14 protein-coding genes are annotated in these 14,925 nt (G+C 45.5%); 6 read left to right on the plus strand and 8 right to left on the minus strand.

Going from position 1 to position 14,925, the window contains the following annotated elements:
• Window positions 1-18 precede the first annotated feature (18 nt).
• The gene (ppiD, locus tag SO_RS08260) at window positions 19-1,884 is read left to right on the plus strand and encodes a peptidylprolyl isomerase (protein WP_011071919.1); all 1,866 of its coding nucleotides are present in this window, start codon (window positions 19-21) and stop codon (window positions 1,882-1,884) included.
• Between the two features lie 169 nt (window positions 1,885-2,053).
• Here the strand turns inward: ppiD and SO_RS08265 are convergent, their stop codons facing one another.
• From SO_RS08265 to pspF, 8 genes are all read right to left on the minus strand, one after another.
• Window positions 2,054-2,266, minus strand: a complete 213-nt coding sequence (locus SO_RS08265) for a TOBE domain-containing protein (RefSeq protein WP_011071920.1) — start codon at window positions 2,264-2,266, stop codon at window positions 2,054-2,056.
• Window positions 2,267-2,651: 385 nt separating this feature from the next.
• A complete protein-coding gene (gene fabV / locus SO_RS08270) occupies window positions 2,652-3,854 on the minus strand; it encodes an enoyl-ACP reductase FabV (protein WP_011071921.1) in 1,203 nt (400 codons plus the stop codon).
• A gap of 105 nt (window positions 3,855-3,959) precedes the next feature.
• On the minus strand, window positions 3,960-4,745 hold the full coding sequence (locus tag SO_RS08275; RefSeq protein WP_011071922.1) for a peptide ABC transporter ATP-binding protein: 786 nt from the start codon (window positions 4,743-4,745) through the stop codon (window positions 3,960-3,962).
• Window positions 4,726-5,733, minus strand: a complete 1,008-nt coding sequence (locus tag SO_RS08280) for a peptide ABC transporter ATP-binding protein (protein ID WP_011071923.1) — start codon at window positions 5,731-5,733, stop codon at window positions 4,726-4,728. Before SO_RS08280 ends, SO_RS08275 begins: the two co-directional genes overlap by 20 nt.
• A gap of 3 nt (window positions 5,734-5,736) precedes the next feature.
• A complete protein-coding gene (locus tag SO_RS08285; protein WP_011071924.1) occupies window positions 5,737-6,627 on the minus strand; it encodes an ABC transporter permease subunit in 891 nt (296 codons plus the stop codon).
• Window positions 6,614-7,645, minus strand: a complete 1,032-nt coding sequence (locus tag SO_RS08290; RefSeq protein ID WP_011071925.1) for an ABC transporter permease — start codon at window positions 7,643-7,645, stop codon at window positions 6,614-6,616. The genes SO_RS08285 and SO_RS08290 overlap by 14 nt, the downstream gene beginning before the upstream one ends.
• Window positions 7,645-9,270 carry an ABC transporter substrate-binding protein gene (locus SO_RS08295; RefSeq protein WP_011071926.1) on the minus strand — a complete coding sequence of 542 codons (1,626 nt, stop codon included), beginning with the start codon at window positions 9,268-9,270 and terminating at the stop codon, window positions 7,645-7,647. The genes SO_RS08290 and SO_RS08295 overlap by 1 nt, the downstream gene beginning before the upstream one ends.
• A gap of 69 nt (window positions 9,271-9,339) precedes the next feature.
• A complete protein-coding gene (gene pspF, locus SO_RS08300; RefSeq protein ID WP_011071927.1) occupies window positions 9,340-10,431 on the minus strand; it encodes a phage shock protein operon transcriptional activator in 1,092 nt (363 codons plus the stop codon).
• A gap of 177 nt (window positions 10,432-10,608) precedes the next feature.
• Here pspF and pspA point away from each other — a divergent pair, with 177 nt between their 5' ends.
• From pspA to SO_RS08325, 5 genes are all read left to right on the plus strand, one after another.
• Window positions 10,609-11,292: a phage shock protein PspA gene (gene pspA / locus SO_RS08305; RefSeq protein WP_011071928.1), complete on the plus strand. Its 684-nt coding sequence runs from the start codon at window positions 10,609-10,611 to the stop codon at window positions 11,290-11,292.
• Between the two features lie 17 nt (window positions 11,293-11,309).
• Window positions 11,310-11,549: an envelope stress response membrane protein PspB gene (pspB, locus tag SO_RS08310; RefSeq protein ID WP_011071929.1), complete on the plus strand. Its 240-nt coding sequence runs from the start codon at window positions 11,310-11,312 to the stop codon at window positions 11,547-11,549.
• Window positions 11,536-11,922 (plus strand): envelope stress response membrane protein PspC, encoded by a 387-nt coding sequence (gene pspC / locus SO_RS08315; RefSeq protein WP_011071930.1) that lies wholly within the window; start codon window positions 11,536-11,538, stop codon window positions 11,920-11,922. Before pspB ends, pspC begins: the two co-directional genes overlap by 14 nt.
• A 114-nt stretch (window positions 11,923-12,036) precedes the next feature.
• On the plus strand, window positions 12,037-13,494 hold the full coding sequence (locus tag SO_RS08320) for a YcjX family GTP-binding protein (RefSeq protein ID WP_011071931.1): 1,458 nt from the start codon (window positions 12,037-12,039) through the stop codon (window positions 13,492-13,494).
• Window positions 13,491-14,696: a TIGR01620 family protein gene (locus SO_RS08325; RefSeq protein WP_011071932.1), complete on the plus strand. Its 1,206-nt coding sequence runs from the start codon at window positions 13,491-13,493 to the stop codon at window positions 14,694-14,696. Before SO_RS08320 ends, SO_RS08325 begins: the two co-directional genes overlap by 4 nt.
• The last annotated feature ends 229 nt before the right edge of the window (window positions 14,697-14,925 follow it).

Below are 14,925 nucleotides of genomic sequence, written 5' to 3' on the forward strand. Positions count from 1 at the left end.
CAACGAGCGAGATATCTGATGTTAGAAAAGATCCGCGATGGTTCGCAAGGCGTGATTGCTAAAGGCATTCTCGTACTTGTGATTTTATCTTTTGCATTTGCAGGCGTGAGTAGCTATTTAGGCTCAACCTCCGAAGTCCCTGCTGCAGAAGTCAACGGTGATAAGATCACTAAAGCCGAGTTAGAACAAGCCTATCAGAGCGAACGTGCTCGTATGGAACAACAACTGGGTGAAATGTTTGCTGCGTTATCTGCTGACGAAAGATACCTAGAAAGCATTAAGCAGAGCGTACTCGAACGTTTAGTGGCCGACAAACTGATCGATCAAGCTGCCGCTGCGATGGGGCTGCGCGTTTCTGACGAGCAAATTATTGAGGCGATTAAATCCGAACCCGCTTTCCAAACTGACGGTAAATTTGATAACGAGCGTTATCAAGCCATTTTGCGCCAGTTAGGTTATCAACCACAAACCTTCAGAAGCATGATGCGCGTAGATATGACTCGTCGTCAGCTAACGGCTGCTTTGGTTGGAACTGAATTTGTTTTACCCGGTGAAGCAAAACAGCTAGCAGAGCTGCAAGGTCAAACTCGTGACATTCGTTATTTGGTCGTTGATTCTGCGCCATTCTTAGCCAAGGCATCTGTAACCGATGAGCAAGTGAAAAGTTACTATGACGCTAACCAAGGGCAATTTATGAGCCCAGAGAAGGTGAGCTTAGAGTATGTTGAATTAAATGCGGCGGATTTTGCCAAAGACAGTAAAGTGACTGATGAAGAAGCGCAGACTTACTATGATGAGCATAAAGCCCAATACGTTTCTAACGAAAAACGTTTAGCTGCGCATATCTTAATTGCTCTTGGTAGTGATGAGGCGGCCGCGAAAGCCAAAGCGGAAGATTTAGCTAAGCAACTCGATAACGGTGCTGATTTTGCTGCGTTAGCCAAAGCGAACTCTGAAGATACCTTGAGTGCAGAGCAAGGCGGTAAATTAGACTGGTTTGAACCCGGTGTAATGGACCCAACATTCGATACTGCACTTTTTGCATTGCAAAAAGGTCAGCATTCAGGTGTAGTGAAAACTGATTTTGGTTTCCATATCATTAAACTGTTGGACATTCAGCCTGGTACCACAGTGCCATTTGCTGATGTCAAAACGAAGATTTTTGCTCAGTTGCAAGAGAAAAAAGCGGTAGATCAATTCTATAGCCTGCAAAGCAAATTGGCCGATACCAGCTACGAAGTACCTGATACTTTAGCCGAAACCGCGAAAGTGGTTGGTGTTGAGATCAAGACAACACCGCTATTTTCACGTGATGATGTGCCAGCAGCGCTGAATAAGCCCGATGTCGTTAAAGCAGCATTTTCAGACCCAGTGATGCGTCAAGGGCTAAACAGTGAAGTGATTGAGCTTGAGCCTAATCATGTAGTGGTTATTCGCATGAAAGAACATCACGATGCCGGTACTATGCCATTAGCAGAAGTGAAAGCGGATATTGCGGAGCGTTTAAAGCAAGAACAAGCAAACGAAGCGGCACGTGCTAAAGCTGAAGAGTTAATGGCACAAGTCAAAGCAGGCGCAGCTGATGTGAGCTTAACCGCTAAGACTAAGTTGGGTCGTGGTGCACAAGATGTCGATGCTGCTATTGTGGGTAAAGCCTTCCAAATGCCAACACCGAGTGCTGCACCAGTAGTAGGTACTGTTGGTTTAGCAAACGGTTACGCTGTGGTAGCTCTGGATAAAGTCAATGCGGCTGATTCTGTTAGTGATGAATTAGTCAATGCGCTTAAACAACGCTTAAATGCACAATACAGCGAAGCGGATTACCGTGGTTTGATTGAGTCACTTAAAGCAAATGCGAAAGTGCTCTATCCTGTAGAAGGTTAAGAATAGAGGGATGACGCTCAGTTATCCCTTAGTAGTGCATTAACATGATGGTTTTGTTACTAAAAATATAAAAAAAAGGCCAAGTATTCACTTGGCCTTTCTATTTGTCTCTACAATGAATTGCTTAATGATGTTTGTTTAGCAAGCAGCAGAGATAATCATTATGGGTTTAATCATCAACGCCAATCATTACACTGCTGGCTTTTATCAGCGCGTAGGCAGAATCTCCCACCTTTAAGTTTAAACGCTCACAGGAAGCTTTTGTGACGACAGAGGTTAATACCACGCCTGGTGCTAACTCGATGGTGACTTCATTGTTTACTGAGCCAATTTCAATCGCGGTAATTTTGCCACTTAGCGTGTTACGTGCACTGATCTTCATTCTTTGTCCTTAGTAGTGTTGAATGGCTATGCTAGTTTAACCTATTGACAGCCATTTTCGGCAAATAAAAACGCCACTTGAGGTGGCGTTTTAAATTAATTATTTAATTAGGGCGTGTTGACGTTTCAGGGTTATTTTTGCAGCAATTTGGCTGGCTTTTATGCAAGGCAAAGTCCGTGCAGTGTAGTTATTCTACATAAACGGACGATAACGCGGCAGAAAAACCAGCCAAATGCTGCCCGAAGGGTTCGTCTGGCAAGCCCTTGCTCTTTGTCACTCGTCATTTGAGTAGAATAACTACACATCATTCCTCGTTTCGCGAGCACGAACTTGCCAGAACGAACAAAATTTAATCTCGAAACGTCAACACGCCCTAGTTAATTAATTAAAGCTCAATCACATCGAACTCAACGTAGGGGTTTACATCAGCGTCATAGTTGATGCCTTCGATACCAAAGCCAAATAACTTGATAAACTCGGCTTTATATTCTTGATAATCGGTCAGCTCTGACAGATTCTCTGTCGTCACCTGAGGCCACAAATCACGGCAGTGTTGCTGAATGTCTTCACGCAATTCCCAATCGTCTAGACGTAGACGGTTGTCGCTGTCAGTTTCAGGTTTTGCACCATCGGCACGGAACAGACGCTCGCTGAACATGCGATAGATTTGTTCCATACAGCCTTCATGCAGGCCTTCTTGGCGCATTTTCTTAAACACCATCGCAATATACAGTGGCATCACCGGTATCGCAGAACTGGCTTGAGTTACAACGCTCTTAAGCACGGCAACGTTGGCGCTACCGCCTGTTACTGAAAGCTTGTCGTTTAAGGCTTTTGCAGCACGGTCTAAGTCCATTTTGGCTTTACCTAGTGCGCCATGCCAGTAAATTGGCCAAGTTAGTTCAGTACCAATGTAGCTATAAGCAACGGTTTTACAGTTGTCGCTCAATACGCCAGCTTCAGCGAGCGCGTTAATCCACAATTCCCAATCTTGGCCGCCCATTACAGTAACTGTATCGGCAATTTCTTGTTCTGTTGCAGGTTCTACTGTGGCTTCAATAATGCAGTCTTTATTGGTGTCTACGGCTGTTGCAGTGTAAGTCTCACCAATCGGTTTGAGCGCAGAGCGCACCAGCTCGCCAGAATCAGGCAGTTTACGTACTGGCGATGCTAATGAATACACCACCATATCCACTTGACCTAAGTCTTGTTTGATTAGCTCAATGACTTTTTGCTTTGCTTCATGGCTAAAGGCATCGCAGTTAATGCTTTTAGAATATAAGCCTTCAGCCTTAGCAAACTTATCAAAGGCGGCTGAGTTGTACCAACCTGCAGTACCAGGTTTAGCTTCGGTACCTGGTTTTTCGAAGAACACGCCAATTGTGGCTGCATCGCTACCAAAAGCGGCGGCAATACGAGAAGACAGGCCGTAACCACTGGATGAACCAACAACAAGCACTTTTTTAGGGCCGTTGGCGATTTTGCCTTTGGCTTTGGTCAAGGCAATTTGTTCTTGGACGTTAGCTTCACAACCAACGGGATGAGTGGTGGTACAAATGAATCCACGAATTTTGGGTTTGATAATCATGTTTAAGCTTCTTCTATCAAAATGACAAATAGGATAAATACTTCGGCAACTAAATGGCATCTATTTTTAGCCAATTTACCTGAATATTTAAGTGGTTGGAGCAGTTTAACGTTTGTGAACAAACAGGCTCTGCTCCTGAACAAGCCTTTGAGTATATTCGTGCTGAGGTGAATTAAATATCTGTTCTGTAGGGGCTTTTTCAACCATTACCCCTTTGTGTAATACCATAATTTTATCGCTAACATGGCGAATAATATTGAGGTTATGGGACACGAAAATGTATGACAAACCTAAGTCTTTTTGCAATTTCAGCAACAAATTGAGGATTTGCGAGCGAACAGAGAGATCCAAAGCGGTCAGGGCTTCATCGGCGATAATGATTTTCGGGTTGAGCATGAGTGCTCGCGCTACGGCGACCCGTTGTTTTTGACCTTCAGAAATCATATGCGGATAAAAGTCAGAATGCTCGGGTAATAAACCAACTTTTCTAAGTGTGTCAATTACTTGAGTGTTACGCTCTTTCGCGGATAGCTGAGTATTAAAGCGTAAAGGTTCATCGAGCAATTGGCCAATAGTCAGTCTTGGGTTGAGCGACGTATTAGGGTCTTGGAAAATCATCCGAATGAGGCGGCAGCGTTGTTTGATATTGCGGCTATCTAAAGCTTCGCCTTCGAAATAAATTTCACCACCGCTGCGAGGTTCTGCGCCCACTAAAATGCGTGCTAAGGTACTTTTGCCTGAACCCGCTTCACCCACGATGGCCAAGGTCTCACCGCGATTCAGCTCGAAGGAGACTGGGGCGAGGGCATCGTTATATTGGCGAGTAAAACCCTTATAACCAGTGTCGTATCTTTTAAAGAGATCGTTAACTTTAAGCAGTGGGGTCGTCATTTGTCGTTTCACCGTGGTAAGGGAAATGGCAGGCAAAGTAGCGGTCTCTCGAATGACTTAAACTTGGCTGATTAACACATTTCTTTTGTGCTTCAGGGCATCTTGGCCCCAAGCGACAGCCAATGGGCAGATGTTGCAAAGCGGGTGCCGATCCTGGCAGCGTTGGCATAATCGCCTTGTGTGCCTCTATCCCTGAGTAATCCGGCATATTATCCAATAGCGCCTTAGTGTAGGGATGATAGGGCTGATTAATCAGTTCATCCGTTGGGCCTGACTCCATCACTTGGCCGCAATAGAGCACGGATAAGTGATCGCACCATTGGGCCAGCGTTTCAAGCTCGTGACTGATGATTAAAATCGACACGTTTTGTAGTTGGTTGAGCTGCGACAATAGGCGGAAAATTTGTGCTTGAGTGCTCAGCTCCATCGAGTTTGTCGGCTCGTCAGCAATCAATAATCTTGGCTGGTTGGCAATCGCCATGGCGATCATCACTTTTTGACATTCGCCCTCTGACAACTCCCAAGCGTAGCTGGACATGACTTTTTGCGGATTTTTAATGCCGACCTTGTGAAGCCACTTTTGCGCCGTGAGCTTGGCATGTTTATGCTTTTGCCAAAAATAGGCCTTAGGATTTTTCGGCATCGCTTGCATAAGCTGACTGCCTACAGTTTGCGAAGGATCAAGGCTGCCTGAAGGGTCTTGGAAGATCATCGCCATATCCGAGCCCATCAGATTACGGCGCTCCTTTGAACTCATGGCCATCAGATTATTACCATCCCACATCATGCGGTCGGCCGTAATGGTCCAGTTGGGGCCTGGGATCCCTAGAATGGCTCTGGCAAGCAGACTGCGGCCTGAGCCTGATTCCCCAACTAAGCCGTGGATTTCACCAGCATTGAGGGTCAAGCTCACTTTCTCAAGGGCCCGCACTTTGCCGTGGGGCGTGTCGAGTTCAATGGTCAGGTTTCTAACGTCGAGTAATGGCATAGGTTAGTTTCTGATGGGCGCAAGCGCCGATCTTAAGCCATCGCCAACCAAGTTAATGGCAAGCACACTAAAGAGAATCGCAAGCCCTGGAATCGTCACAGTCCAAGGTGCGGTGAGTAAATTATCCATGCCTTGCGCTACCATAGCGCCCCATTCTGGGCTTGGGGCTTGAGCACCAAGGCTTAAAAAGCCGAGTGCGGCAATATCTAAAATCGCAGCAGAGATAGCTAAAGTGGTTTGAATAATCACCACCTCCCAGACGTTCGGCATAATCACATACCAAAAAATTTGTATCGAATTGGCACCATCCAAACGGGCCGCAGTAACATACTCTTTCTGTAATTCTTCATGAACCGATTGATGAATTGAGCGCACAAATTGTGGCGTTAAGGCAATTCCTACCGCCCAAAACACGTTTTCAAGTCCTGGACCCATGACGGCAACCACTAAAATTGCCATTAGTAGTGAAGGGATGGAGAGCAGCGCATCGAGTAAATGACCCAAAATACTGGACTTTAATCCACGCATCATTCCTGAAAGTGACCCGATGATAAATCCGGTAAACAGTGCTGTACCGACAATCATTAATGCCATACCAAAAGTCAAATGCGCACCATGTAGCAGGCGGCTAAAAATATCGCGGCCAAGATCATCTGTGCCTAAAAAGTGCGATACAGTTCCCGAGGGATCCCAAGAAGGTGGTAATAATAGGGCGCGTGGATCTTGAGCCTCAGGTGCGAAGGGAGCAATGAGAGGACCAAAGAGGGTGAGCAGCAGCAAAAAAGCAATGGTCCACAGCCCAGCTAAGGCAAAAGGGTTTGCCGAAAAATTTTGCCAGACCCGCATCATAGGGGAGGCAATTTGATCTTCCTGATAAATTTTAACTGGAGGCATAAAGATCTTTTCTGCTTAATGGATTGAAGACAGTATGCAGCACTTCAATCAAAATACTTAAAAAGATGATCAGCAAGGCGACAGCCAAGATCCCGCCTTGAATAACTGTATAATCCCGCTGATAAATCCCCGATACTAACCAAGAACCTACACCTGGCCATGAAAATATTACTTCCACAACAATAGCATAGCTAGCAAACGAGCCTAACATTAAACCCAAGTGCTTTAAAACAGGGATAAGCGCATTTGGTAAGGCATGGCGTAAAATAATGGTATTAGTATGCATACCTCTGGCTTCCGCTGCGCGGATAAAGGTTTGATTCATCACATTCATCATCGCAGAGCGTGTACTGCGCACCACTACGGTAAAAGGTAGAACAGCGAGTGTGGTGGCGGGCAGAATGATATGCAATAACGCATCCTTAAAAGCCGGTATACGGTATTGCGAATCGGAAAGTAGGATATCGACCAGCATAAAACCAGTGACAGGTTTTATTTCATATAAAAGATTGAGTTGCCCCGAAATTGGCAGCCAACCGAGATCGACGCCAAACCACAGCGATAAATACAAACCTAACCAAAATACTGGAACAGAGTAGCCCGTAAGGGTAATGGCCATAATGGTATTTTGGGTAAGTTTATGCTGGCTCTGTGATGCTAAAACCCCTAAAGGAACACCTAAACCAATGGCAATCACCGCGGCCATGAAGGCGAGTTCAAAGGAGGCTGGGAGAACGGTACTCAACTCCATTGCAACGCTTTGATGGGACGTGACAGATACACCTAAATTTCCGCCCAGTCTTTGCTGTAAATAAGCAATAAACTGCATCGCTTTGTTGCTATCTAATTTATAGTCTTGCTCAATTTGGACCAACTGACTCGCTGAAGGTGAATGTATACCAGTCAGGGCAAAGGTGCGCTCAACTGGAAACTGGCCAGTTGCATAAAATAGCACACCAATCATGACGAGTGATGTCGCTAGGAATAAATTCAGGCGCCGCAGCAGGTATTTTAACATCAGTTAGTCTCCTGCGTGGTTTGGTTAGTTTTTACAAAGGAAATGCCGCCAAAAGGTGTAAGTTGCATATCATGTACATTATTACGGGTTAAAGCGACCCGCTTTGCATGGGCTAAATTCAGCATGGGCACTTGGTCAGCTAAAAAAGCTTCGGCTTGTTGATAAATTTGTTTACGCTCGGCTTGAGTAGGGACTTCCCTTGCTCTATCTAAAATCGCATCAAACTCTTTATTACACCAGCGAGAGCGATTATTGTTAGATTGCATCGATGAGCAACTCAGCAGTGGGGTGAAGAAGTTATCGGGATCGCTATTATCGGCATTCCAGCCTATCAGTACTGAGTCATATTCATCGCGGCTTAATCTCTGGGTAAAGACACTCCAGTCGTAACTGATGATATTGACTTTTACGCCGATATTGGCCAAATCCGATTGAATTAACTCAGCCGTTTTCAGTGTGTTAGGATTATAAGCCCTCGCAACAGGCATTGCCCAAATATCGATGCTCAGATTATTGATGCCAGCTTCTGTTAGCAGATCTCTGGCTTTTTGAGGATTGTAATCTAACAGTTTTTTATTGCTGTCGTAGGCCCATGAGGCTGGCGGGAGTACGCCAATCGCTTCTATCGCTGTATTTTGATAAACAGCACGTAAGATATTTTGTTTATCCACTGCATGGGCAAGGGCGCGGCGCACTCGAACATCATCTAATGGTGGTTTTTGAGTATTAAAGGCCCAGAACGCCACGTTAAGCCCAGGTTGTGATTCGATTTTGAGCTGCTCATGTTGTTTGATAACTGGCAGTTCTCCCGCTTTGGGCAGGGCTGAAACACTGCAATCACCCGCGATCAGTTTGGCCAGTCTCACTGTACTTTTGGGAGTGATATCATAGACCAGCATCTCGACGTTCGCTGGCTCTCCCCAAAAGTCAGGATTGCGGCGATAGCGAATATATTCGTTTTTAGCGTAATGTACTAAGGTAAAAGGCCCTGTACCGATGGCAAAATGGTCAACATTTTCAGGGTGACCCAGCGCAAGTTGTTGCTCGGCATATTCACTGGAGAGAATGACTGCAAAGTCAGTCGCTAAATTCGATAAAAATGACGCATCTTTTCGAGCTAAACGAAACACCACTTCATGGTCATTGATTTTTTCGACACTGTTAACTTGCTCTGAAAAACCAATACTTTGGAAAAAAGGGTAACCGGTGCGCGAAACATCATGGTAAGGGTGATGCGTGTCGATAATCCGATTGAAGGAAAACAGCACATCATCGGCGTTAAAATAGCGACTCGGTGTAAAACGGGATGAATGCTGAAACTTAACATTCTCCCTGAGTGTAAAACGATAGCTAAGACCATCATCACTTTCAGCCCAGCTAGTCGCCAGCGCGGGCACGAGTTGACCAGAGATAGCATCATAGTCCACTAAGCGGCTATAAATTTGGTGTGATGTAGCGTCGATAGTGGTGCCGGAGGTCACTAACTGCGGATTAAAAGACTCGGGATTCCCTTCGGAACAATAAACCAAACCAGAAGGGAGTCGTTGGGGGCCACATGCAACCAACAACCCACTCATGCAGAAAACGGCTGTTGTTAGGCAAAGGCGTCTTATTAGCACACTCATTTAAAAATCATTATTTTATCGACTATGAATCGCTATTTTAGCAGTGCATCTCGCCCATGGGCAATCTGCTTATGCTTTATCGAGCAAATTGTACTTTTTAAGGATGCCGCGCAGCTGATGGTAGCTTAAGCCAAGGATTTCAGCGGTCTTCTTTTGATTGTACTGACTGGCTGATAAGGCTTGCTGAATAAGCTCCATCTCATATCGCTCGGTTTGCTCTTTAAAGTCTAAGGGAAAGTTAAAGTTGAATGTCATGGACTCCGAGGTTCCGACAACCTCTGTATCGGTTATTGTGGTAACGACAGGCGGGCTCGTTAAGGGCACATGAGGTAGTGGTGTGATTTGTCGCTCTCGAGTGCGAATTCGGGTTGTCGGTCTGTACGGTGAGGCGAAGGGGTCGAGAATAATATGCTCAATGGGCCTATTCTCACCATAATTACGGTAAACACTACGCTCGACCACGTTTTTAAGCTCACGGATATTACCGGGCCAGTCATGACTCATCAATTGCTCGATGGCATTTGCACTAAAGCCGCTAAAGAGTTCTAACTTGAGCTGCCTAGCCATACCCACAGCAAAGTACTCCGCTAAGGTCATGATATCTTCAGGGCGACAACGCAGTGGTGGCAGGGTGATAACATCAAAAGCCAAACGATCGAGTAAGTCGGCCCTAAATTCGCCCGCTTCGGCTAATGAAGGCAGATCTTCGTTGGCAGCACAGATCAGACGCACGTCTGCTTGCATCGTTTTGCTGCCGCCAACGCGTTCAAATTCACCGTATTCGATGACACGCAGCAGTTTTTCTTGAATTAACCCTGAGGTATTGGCTAACTCGTCAAGAAACAGCGTTCCACCATCGGCCCGTTCAAAACGGCCTTCGTGTTTGCCTTTGGCGCCAGTAAAGGCCCCAGATTCGTGGCCAAACAATTCACTTTCAAGCAAGTTTTCACTTAAAGATGAACAGTTTAGCTTAATAAAATTTTGATCCCAGCGCTTAGACAGATAATGTAAGCGTTCGGCAATCAGCTCTTTACCTGTCCCCCGTTCACCAATAATCAGTACTGGTTTTGATAACGGGGCGATTTGTGAGACATGCTCTAATACTTCAAGCAGGGCGTTTGATTGACCGATTAGATTGTCTTGCTGAAATTTATTATCCACGATATTTTTTAGTCTTTAACGCTAAATTTTGGTGAAAATCATAATAAGTGGCTTGAGGTGTAAAATAAAGCAAAAGTTAATAAAATGTTTATCTATTTGAATTTAAATAATAAATAAAAGTTGGCACAGTTAGTGTATTACCATAAGCGAGACCAACATCAATTTGAGGATAGCATTATGGGTATTTTCTCTCGTTTCGCCGATATCATTAACTCTAATATCAGCGCATTACTCGACAAAGCCGAAGACCCTGAAAAAATGGTTCGCCTGATCATCCAAGAAATGGAAGATACACTGGTAGAAGTGCGTTCAACCTCAGCAAAAGTATTGGCTGAAAAGAAAGAATTGCATCGCCGTATCAGCCGAGTTGAGGAGCAAGTTCAGGATTGGCAGGATAAAGCGGAACTGGCTCTTTCAAAGGACCGCGAAGATTTAGCCAAAGCGGCTTTAGTTGAAAAACAAAAAGCGGCTGGTTTAGTGGATACCTTAAACCAAGAGTTGGCGGTGCTGGATGAGCATATCGCTCGTTTAAAAGACGAAGTGAGCCTGCTGCAGGAAAAACTGTTAGACGCAAAAGCGCGCCAAAAAACCATTATTTTGCGCACTCAAACAGCGTCATCACGTTTAGAAGTGAAAAAGCAGTTAGACTCAAGCAAAATTGATAATGCCATGCTTAAGTTTGAGCAATATGAGCGCCGTGTTGAAGGATTAGAAGCACAAGTTGAATCCTACGACCTTGGCAGCAAAAAGACGTTAGCTGACGAGTTTGCGGCATTAGAAGCTGAAGATTCAGTCAATGCCGAGCTGGAGGCGCTCAAGGCAAAAGTGAAAGGCAAAGCCCCCACTAAGTCAAAAGAATAACATTTTAGAGGTGAGTTATGGATATGGACATACTAATGGCTCCGATTATCATCTTTATGATAGTAGTGGCGCCAATATGGTTAGTTCTTCATTATCGCAGTAAGCGACAAGTGAGCCAGGGACTCACTGAGGAAGAGTTTTCACAGCTAAATGACTTGATTGCGAAAGCCGATAAAATGGCTGCACGTATCGAAACCTTAGAGGCGATTCTTGATTCAGAATCGCCTGAATGGAGGGGGAAACATGAGAGGAACTAGCGGCCGTACTTTGTACCGTATTCCCCAGTCAGGTAAAATCGCCGGTGTGTGTGCAGGGATAGCTGAATACTTTGCGATTGAAACTTGGTTAGTACGTGTACTTGCTGTTTCTATCTTCCTATTGGGTGGTTCGGGTGTCGTCTTTATTATCTATGTGGCGTTATGGGTAATACTCGACATCAAACCTCAAAATAGCTCTGTTAGGGATGACATTGAAGTGAAGAAGAAACCTTGGCAGTCGGGAGAGCCTGCTAAACAGGCGCTGAGCGATGTGAATCGTCAGTTTAGGAGCCTTGAGGTGAGATTGCAAAACCTTGAGCGCCATGTCACTTCTGACAATTTTGATTTAAAAAGACAAATCAATAGTTTGTAATCCCTCTAAAGGGCGGCCATGTCCGCCCTTGTTGTTTTATCTTAGTTGATTCCAGTGTCATCTCTCGTCAATTCCAGTATATAGTTATCTCATTCAACATTTAGGGAAATCCTTATGGGAATGCTTGATGTATCGCTCCATAAAATCACTCAAAAGAGCCAATCTCTGCTCCACAGAACGGCCGATAGGCATTTGCGCCTTGCGGTAACAGGGTTATCGGGGGCGGGGAAAACAGCTTTTATCACGGGATTAGTTAATCAATTGCTCAATAGCGGCGCGGTATCTACAGTGTCGCATTCCCGTCAAAACGGGTTGCCACTGTGGCAGGTGAGTCGTGAACAACGTCTGCTTGGGGTTAAGCGCGCGATGCAGCCAGATCTTGAAATCGCGAGTTTTGATTATCAGGGAGCTATGTTAGCGCTTACTTCAAATCCTCCTACTTGGCCTGAATCGACTCGCACTATTTCTGAGTTGCGTTTAGCCATTAAATATCGGCCAGAAAAGGGATTACTCGCCAAGTTTGCCGATGCCGCAACGCTATATTTAGATATTGTGGATTATCCCGGTGAGTGGCTTTTAGATTTACCGATGTTGCGCCAAAGCTATATTGAGTGGTGTACTACCCAGCAGCAACGGATTGCTGTTTTGAAGAGTTCGCCTTTATACGCGGGGTTTGAAACGTCGTTAAATGCACTCAATTTAGCGGCGATGGCTGATGAATCTGAACTGAAACGGCTTGCCGATCAATATCAGCAGTTATTGCATGATTTAGTGCACGTGCAGGGCTATTACCAAGCGCAGCCTGGGCGGATGTTATTACCCGGTGAGTGGCAAGGTGCGCCGCTGCTGGCGTTTTTCCCGCTGCTATCTGTGACTAATGCTCAGTGGAGCAACCTTAAACAAAGTGATAAGCACAGTGCTTTTCATGTGCTGGAAAAGCGCTATCAAGAGTATGTCGCTAAGGTTGTTAAACCTTTTTATAAACAACATTTTGCAGGGTTTGATCGTCAGGTGGTGCTCGTTGATTGCTTTAGTGCGTTAAATCGTGGCAAGTCACAATTCGAAGATATGGGCGCAGCACTAAATGCCATTATGGAGAGTTTTCAATACGGGCAATCCAGTTATTTACGTCGACTTTTTGCGCCGCGGATTGACCGTTTGCTCTTTGCCGCCAGTAAGGTTGATCATGTCACGCGGGATCAACAAAGTCATGTGCTATCTTTGCTCACCGATATGCTCAAGCACAGTCAGCACTTTGCTGGTTTCGAGGGTTGTAAAGTTGAGACCATGGCCATTAGTGCGATTAAGGCAACGCGCCACGGCATGGTGACCACCCAAGAAGGAGATGTGGAAGTCGTACAGGGCACCGGATTGAATGGGCAAGCCCTGACCTTGTTTCCTGGCGAAGTACCTACTCGCTTACCTGAGCCGGACTTTTGGCGTGAACAGGGCTTTAACTTTATTGGTTTTGCACCGCCGGATAACACTAATGTCGATCCTTCTTCGGTGCATTTTGACCATATCCGTCTCGACCACCTTTTACAGTATCTCGTGGGGGATAAATTGGAATGAGTGTAGAGTTGTTACCACATTCAACTGAGCCGCATGCCAACGGGGCAGACAAGTCTGTATCCGCCGCTGCGCGTGTAACTCAATCGCTTAAAAAACAGCAAGTATTTGATGCTGAACAGGTCAAACTTCAGTCTGCAACGGATGAGTTAAAAAGTGCGCAAATGTTTGCGCCTCAAACCCCGATAACGGCGATTGATGACGTTGTTGATGAGGCGTTAGCGGCCCATCCGCAAGCATTGGATGTCGAATCCATTCGCCCTAAATTACATCAATCCCGCCGTTGGTCTTGGTTGGCGCGCTTATCACTAATGGCATTACTGTTACTCACGCTAGTGCAAACAGTCCTTGGTTTGCGGGATGCATGGCTTGAAAGTCCGTGGCTATTTAGTTTTTATGGCGCTGTGCTTGGGATTGTGGGCAGCTGGGCCATAGTGGGTGTTATTGGCGAATATCGAAAACTCAAACGGCTTAAACAAGTTGCTGATACGCAAGAGACAGGAGCAAGGCTAGCCCTGAGTATGCAAATGGGTGAGGCCGATGGTTTTATCGATAATATCGTGCGGCATTACCCCGATAGCCAAGGATTACAACGGCTGCGCCATTCGTTAAAAGATGAACATAATGATGCCGAAAAAGTATTGTTGTTTGAGGACTTAGTGCTAACGGAGCGGGACGAACTCGCGAAAAAAATCGTGCGTCGATATGCGGCCGAGTCTGCGGTGTTATTGGCGGCCAGCCCGCTTGCAGTATTGGATATGGCGATCATTCTTTGGCGTAATCAGCGAATGCTGCGTGATGTCGCCGCTTGTTATGGTATCGAATTGGGTTACTGGAGCCGGATTAAACTCATTCGCAGCATAGTGATCAACATTATTTATGCCGGCACCAGTGAGTTAGTGACGGACTTAGGCACTCAACTGCTGTCGGTCGAGATGACGGGTAAATTATCCGCGCGGCTTGCCCAAGGATTAGGGGGCGGTTTGTTAACCGCTCGCCTAGGATATCAGGCCATGGCACTGTGCCGTCCCATCCGTTTCAAGGATGAACAGCGGCCTAAATTGACTAAAGTCCATCAAGAATTGTTGATGGAACTTAAACAATTTGCGGGGAATTTATTGACTAAAGATGGACGTGATGCCCTTAAAACTCAGTTAGAAGGCACTGAAGTTAACACGAGTTCGAAAGAGAAGTCACTTAGCTAAAATACACTTTATGGCTTGATTTTAATGCGCTAATGACGATGTCGTTAGCGCATTTTTTATGTCTAACGTTCTGCCACAACATCTTAAATGTAACAACTTAGTTACAGCGTCTCTATTGCTATTTTCACCATGGTACTGGTATCACCCGCTCAGCGGGTTATGTTAGTACTTATTCGATAAGGCTAATGTTTCATTGATGGGTTATTTAAAAGATAAACAAAACATCATT

The sequence above is a fragment of the Shewanella oneidensis MR-1 genome, assembly GCF_000146165.2.
Lineage (GTDB): Bacteria > Pseudomonadota > Gammaproteobacteria > Enterobacterales > Shewanellaceae > Shewanella > Shewanella oneidensis.

Bases quoted from the DNA above. Each gene is read 5' to 3' on its own strand.
- ppiD (WP_011071919.1), top strand. From the start codon at position 19: ATGTTAGAAAAGATCCGCGATGGTTCGCAAGGCGTGATTGCTAAAGGC.
- SO_RS08295 (WP_011071926.1), bottom strand. From the start codon at position 9,270: ATGAGTGTGCTAATAAGACGCCTTTGCCTAACAACAGCCGTTTTCTGC.
- SO_RS08320 (WP_011071931.1), top strand. From the start codon at position 12,037: ATGGGAATGCTTGATGTATCGCTCCATAAAATCACTCAAAAGAGCCAA.
- SO_RS08285 (WP_011071924.1), bottom strand. From the start codon at position 6,627: ATGCCTCCAGTTAAAATTTATCAGGAAGATCAAATTGCCTCCCCTATG.
- fabV (WP_011071921.1), bottom strand. From the start codon at position 3,854: ATGATTATCAAACCCAAAATTCGTGGATTCATTTGTACCACCACTCAT.
- SO_RS08275 (WP_011071922.1), bottom strand. From the start codon at position 4,745: ATGACGACCCCACTGCTTAAAGTTAACGATCTCTTTAAAAGATACGAC.
- SO_RS08290 (WP_011071925.1), bottom strand. From the start codon at position 7,645: ATGTTAAAATACCTGCTGCGGCGCCTGAATTTATTCCTAGCGACATCA.
- SO_RS08265 (WP_011071920.1), bottom strand. From the start codon at position 2,266: ATGAAGATCAGTGCACGTAACACGCTAAGTGGCAAAATTACCGCGATT.
- pspB (WP_011071929.1), top strand. From the start codon at position 11,310: ATGGATATGGACATACTAATGGCTCCGATTATCATCTTTATGATAGTA.
- SO_RS08280 (WP_011071923.1), bottom strand. From the start codon at position 5,733: ATGCCATTACTCGACGTTAGAAACCTGACCATTGAACTCGACACGCCC.
- pspC (WP_011071930.1), top strand. From the start codon at position 11,536: ATGAGAGGAACTAGCGGCCGTACTTTGTACCGTATTCCCCAGTCAGGT.
- SO_RS08325 (WP_011071932.1), top strand. From the start codon at position 13,491: ATGAGTGTAGAGTTGTTACCACATTCAACTGAGCCGCATGCCAACGGG.
- pspA (WP_011071928.1), top strand. From the start codon at position 10,609: ATGGGTATTTTCTCTCGTTTCGCCGATATCATTAACTCTAATATCAGC.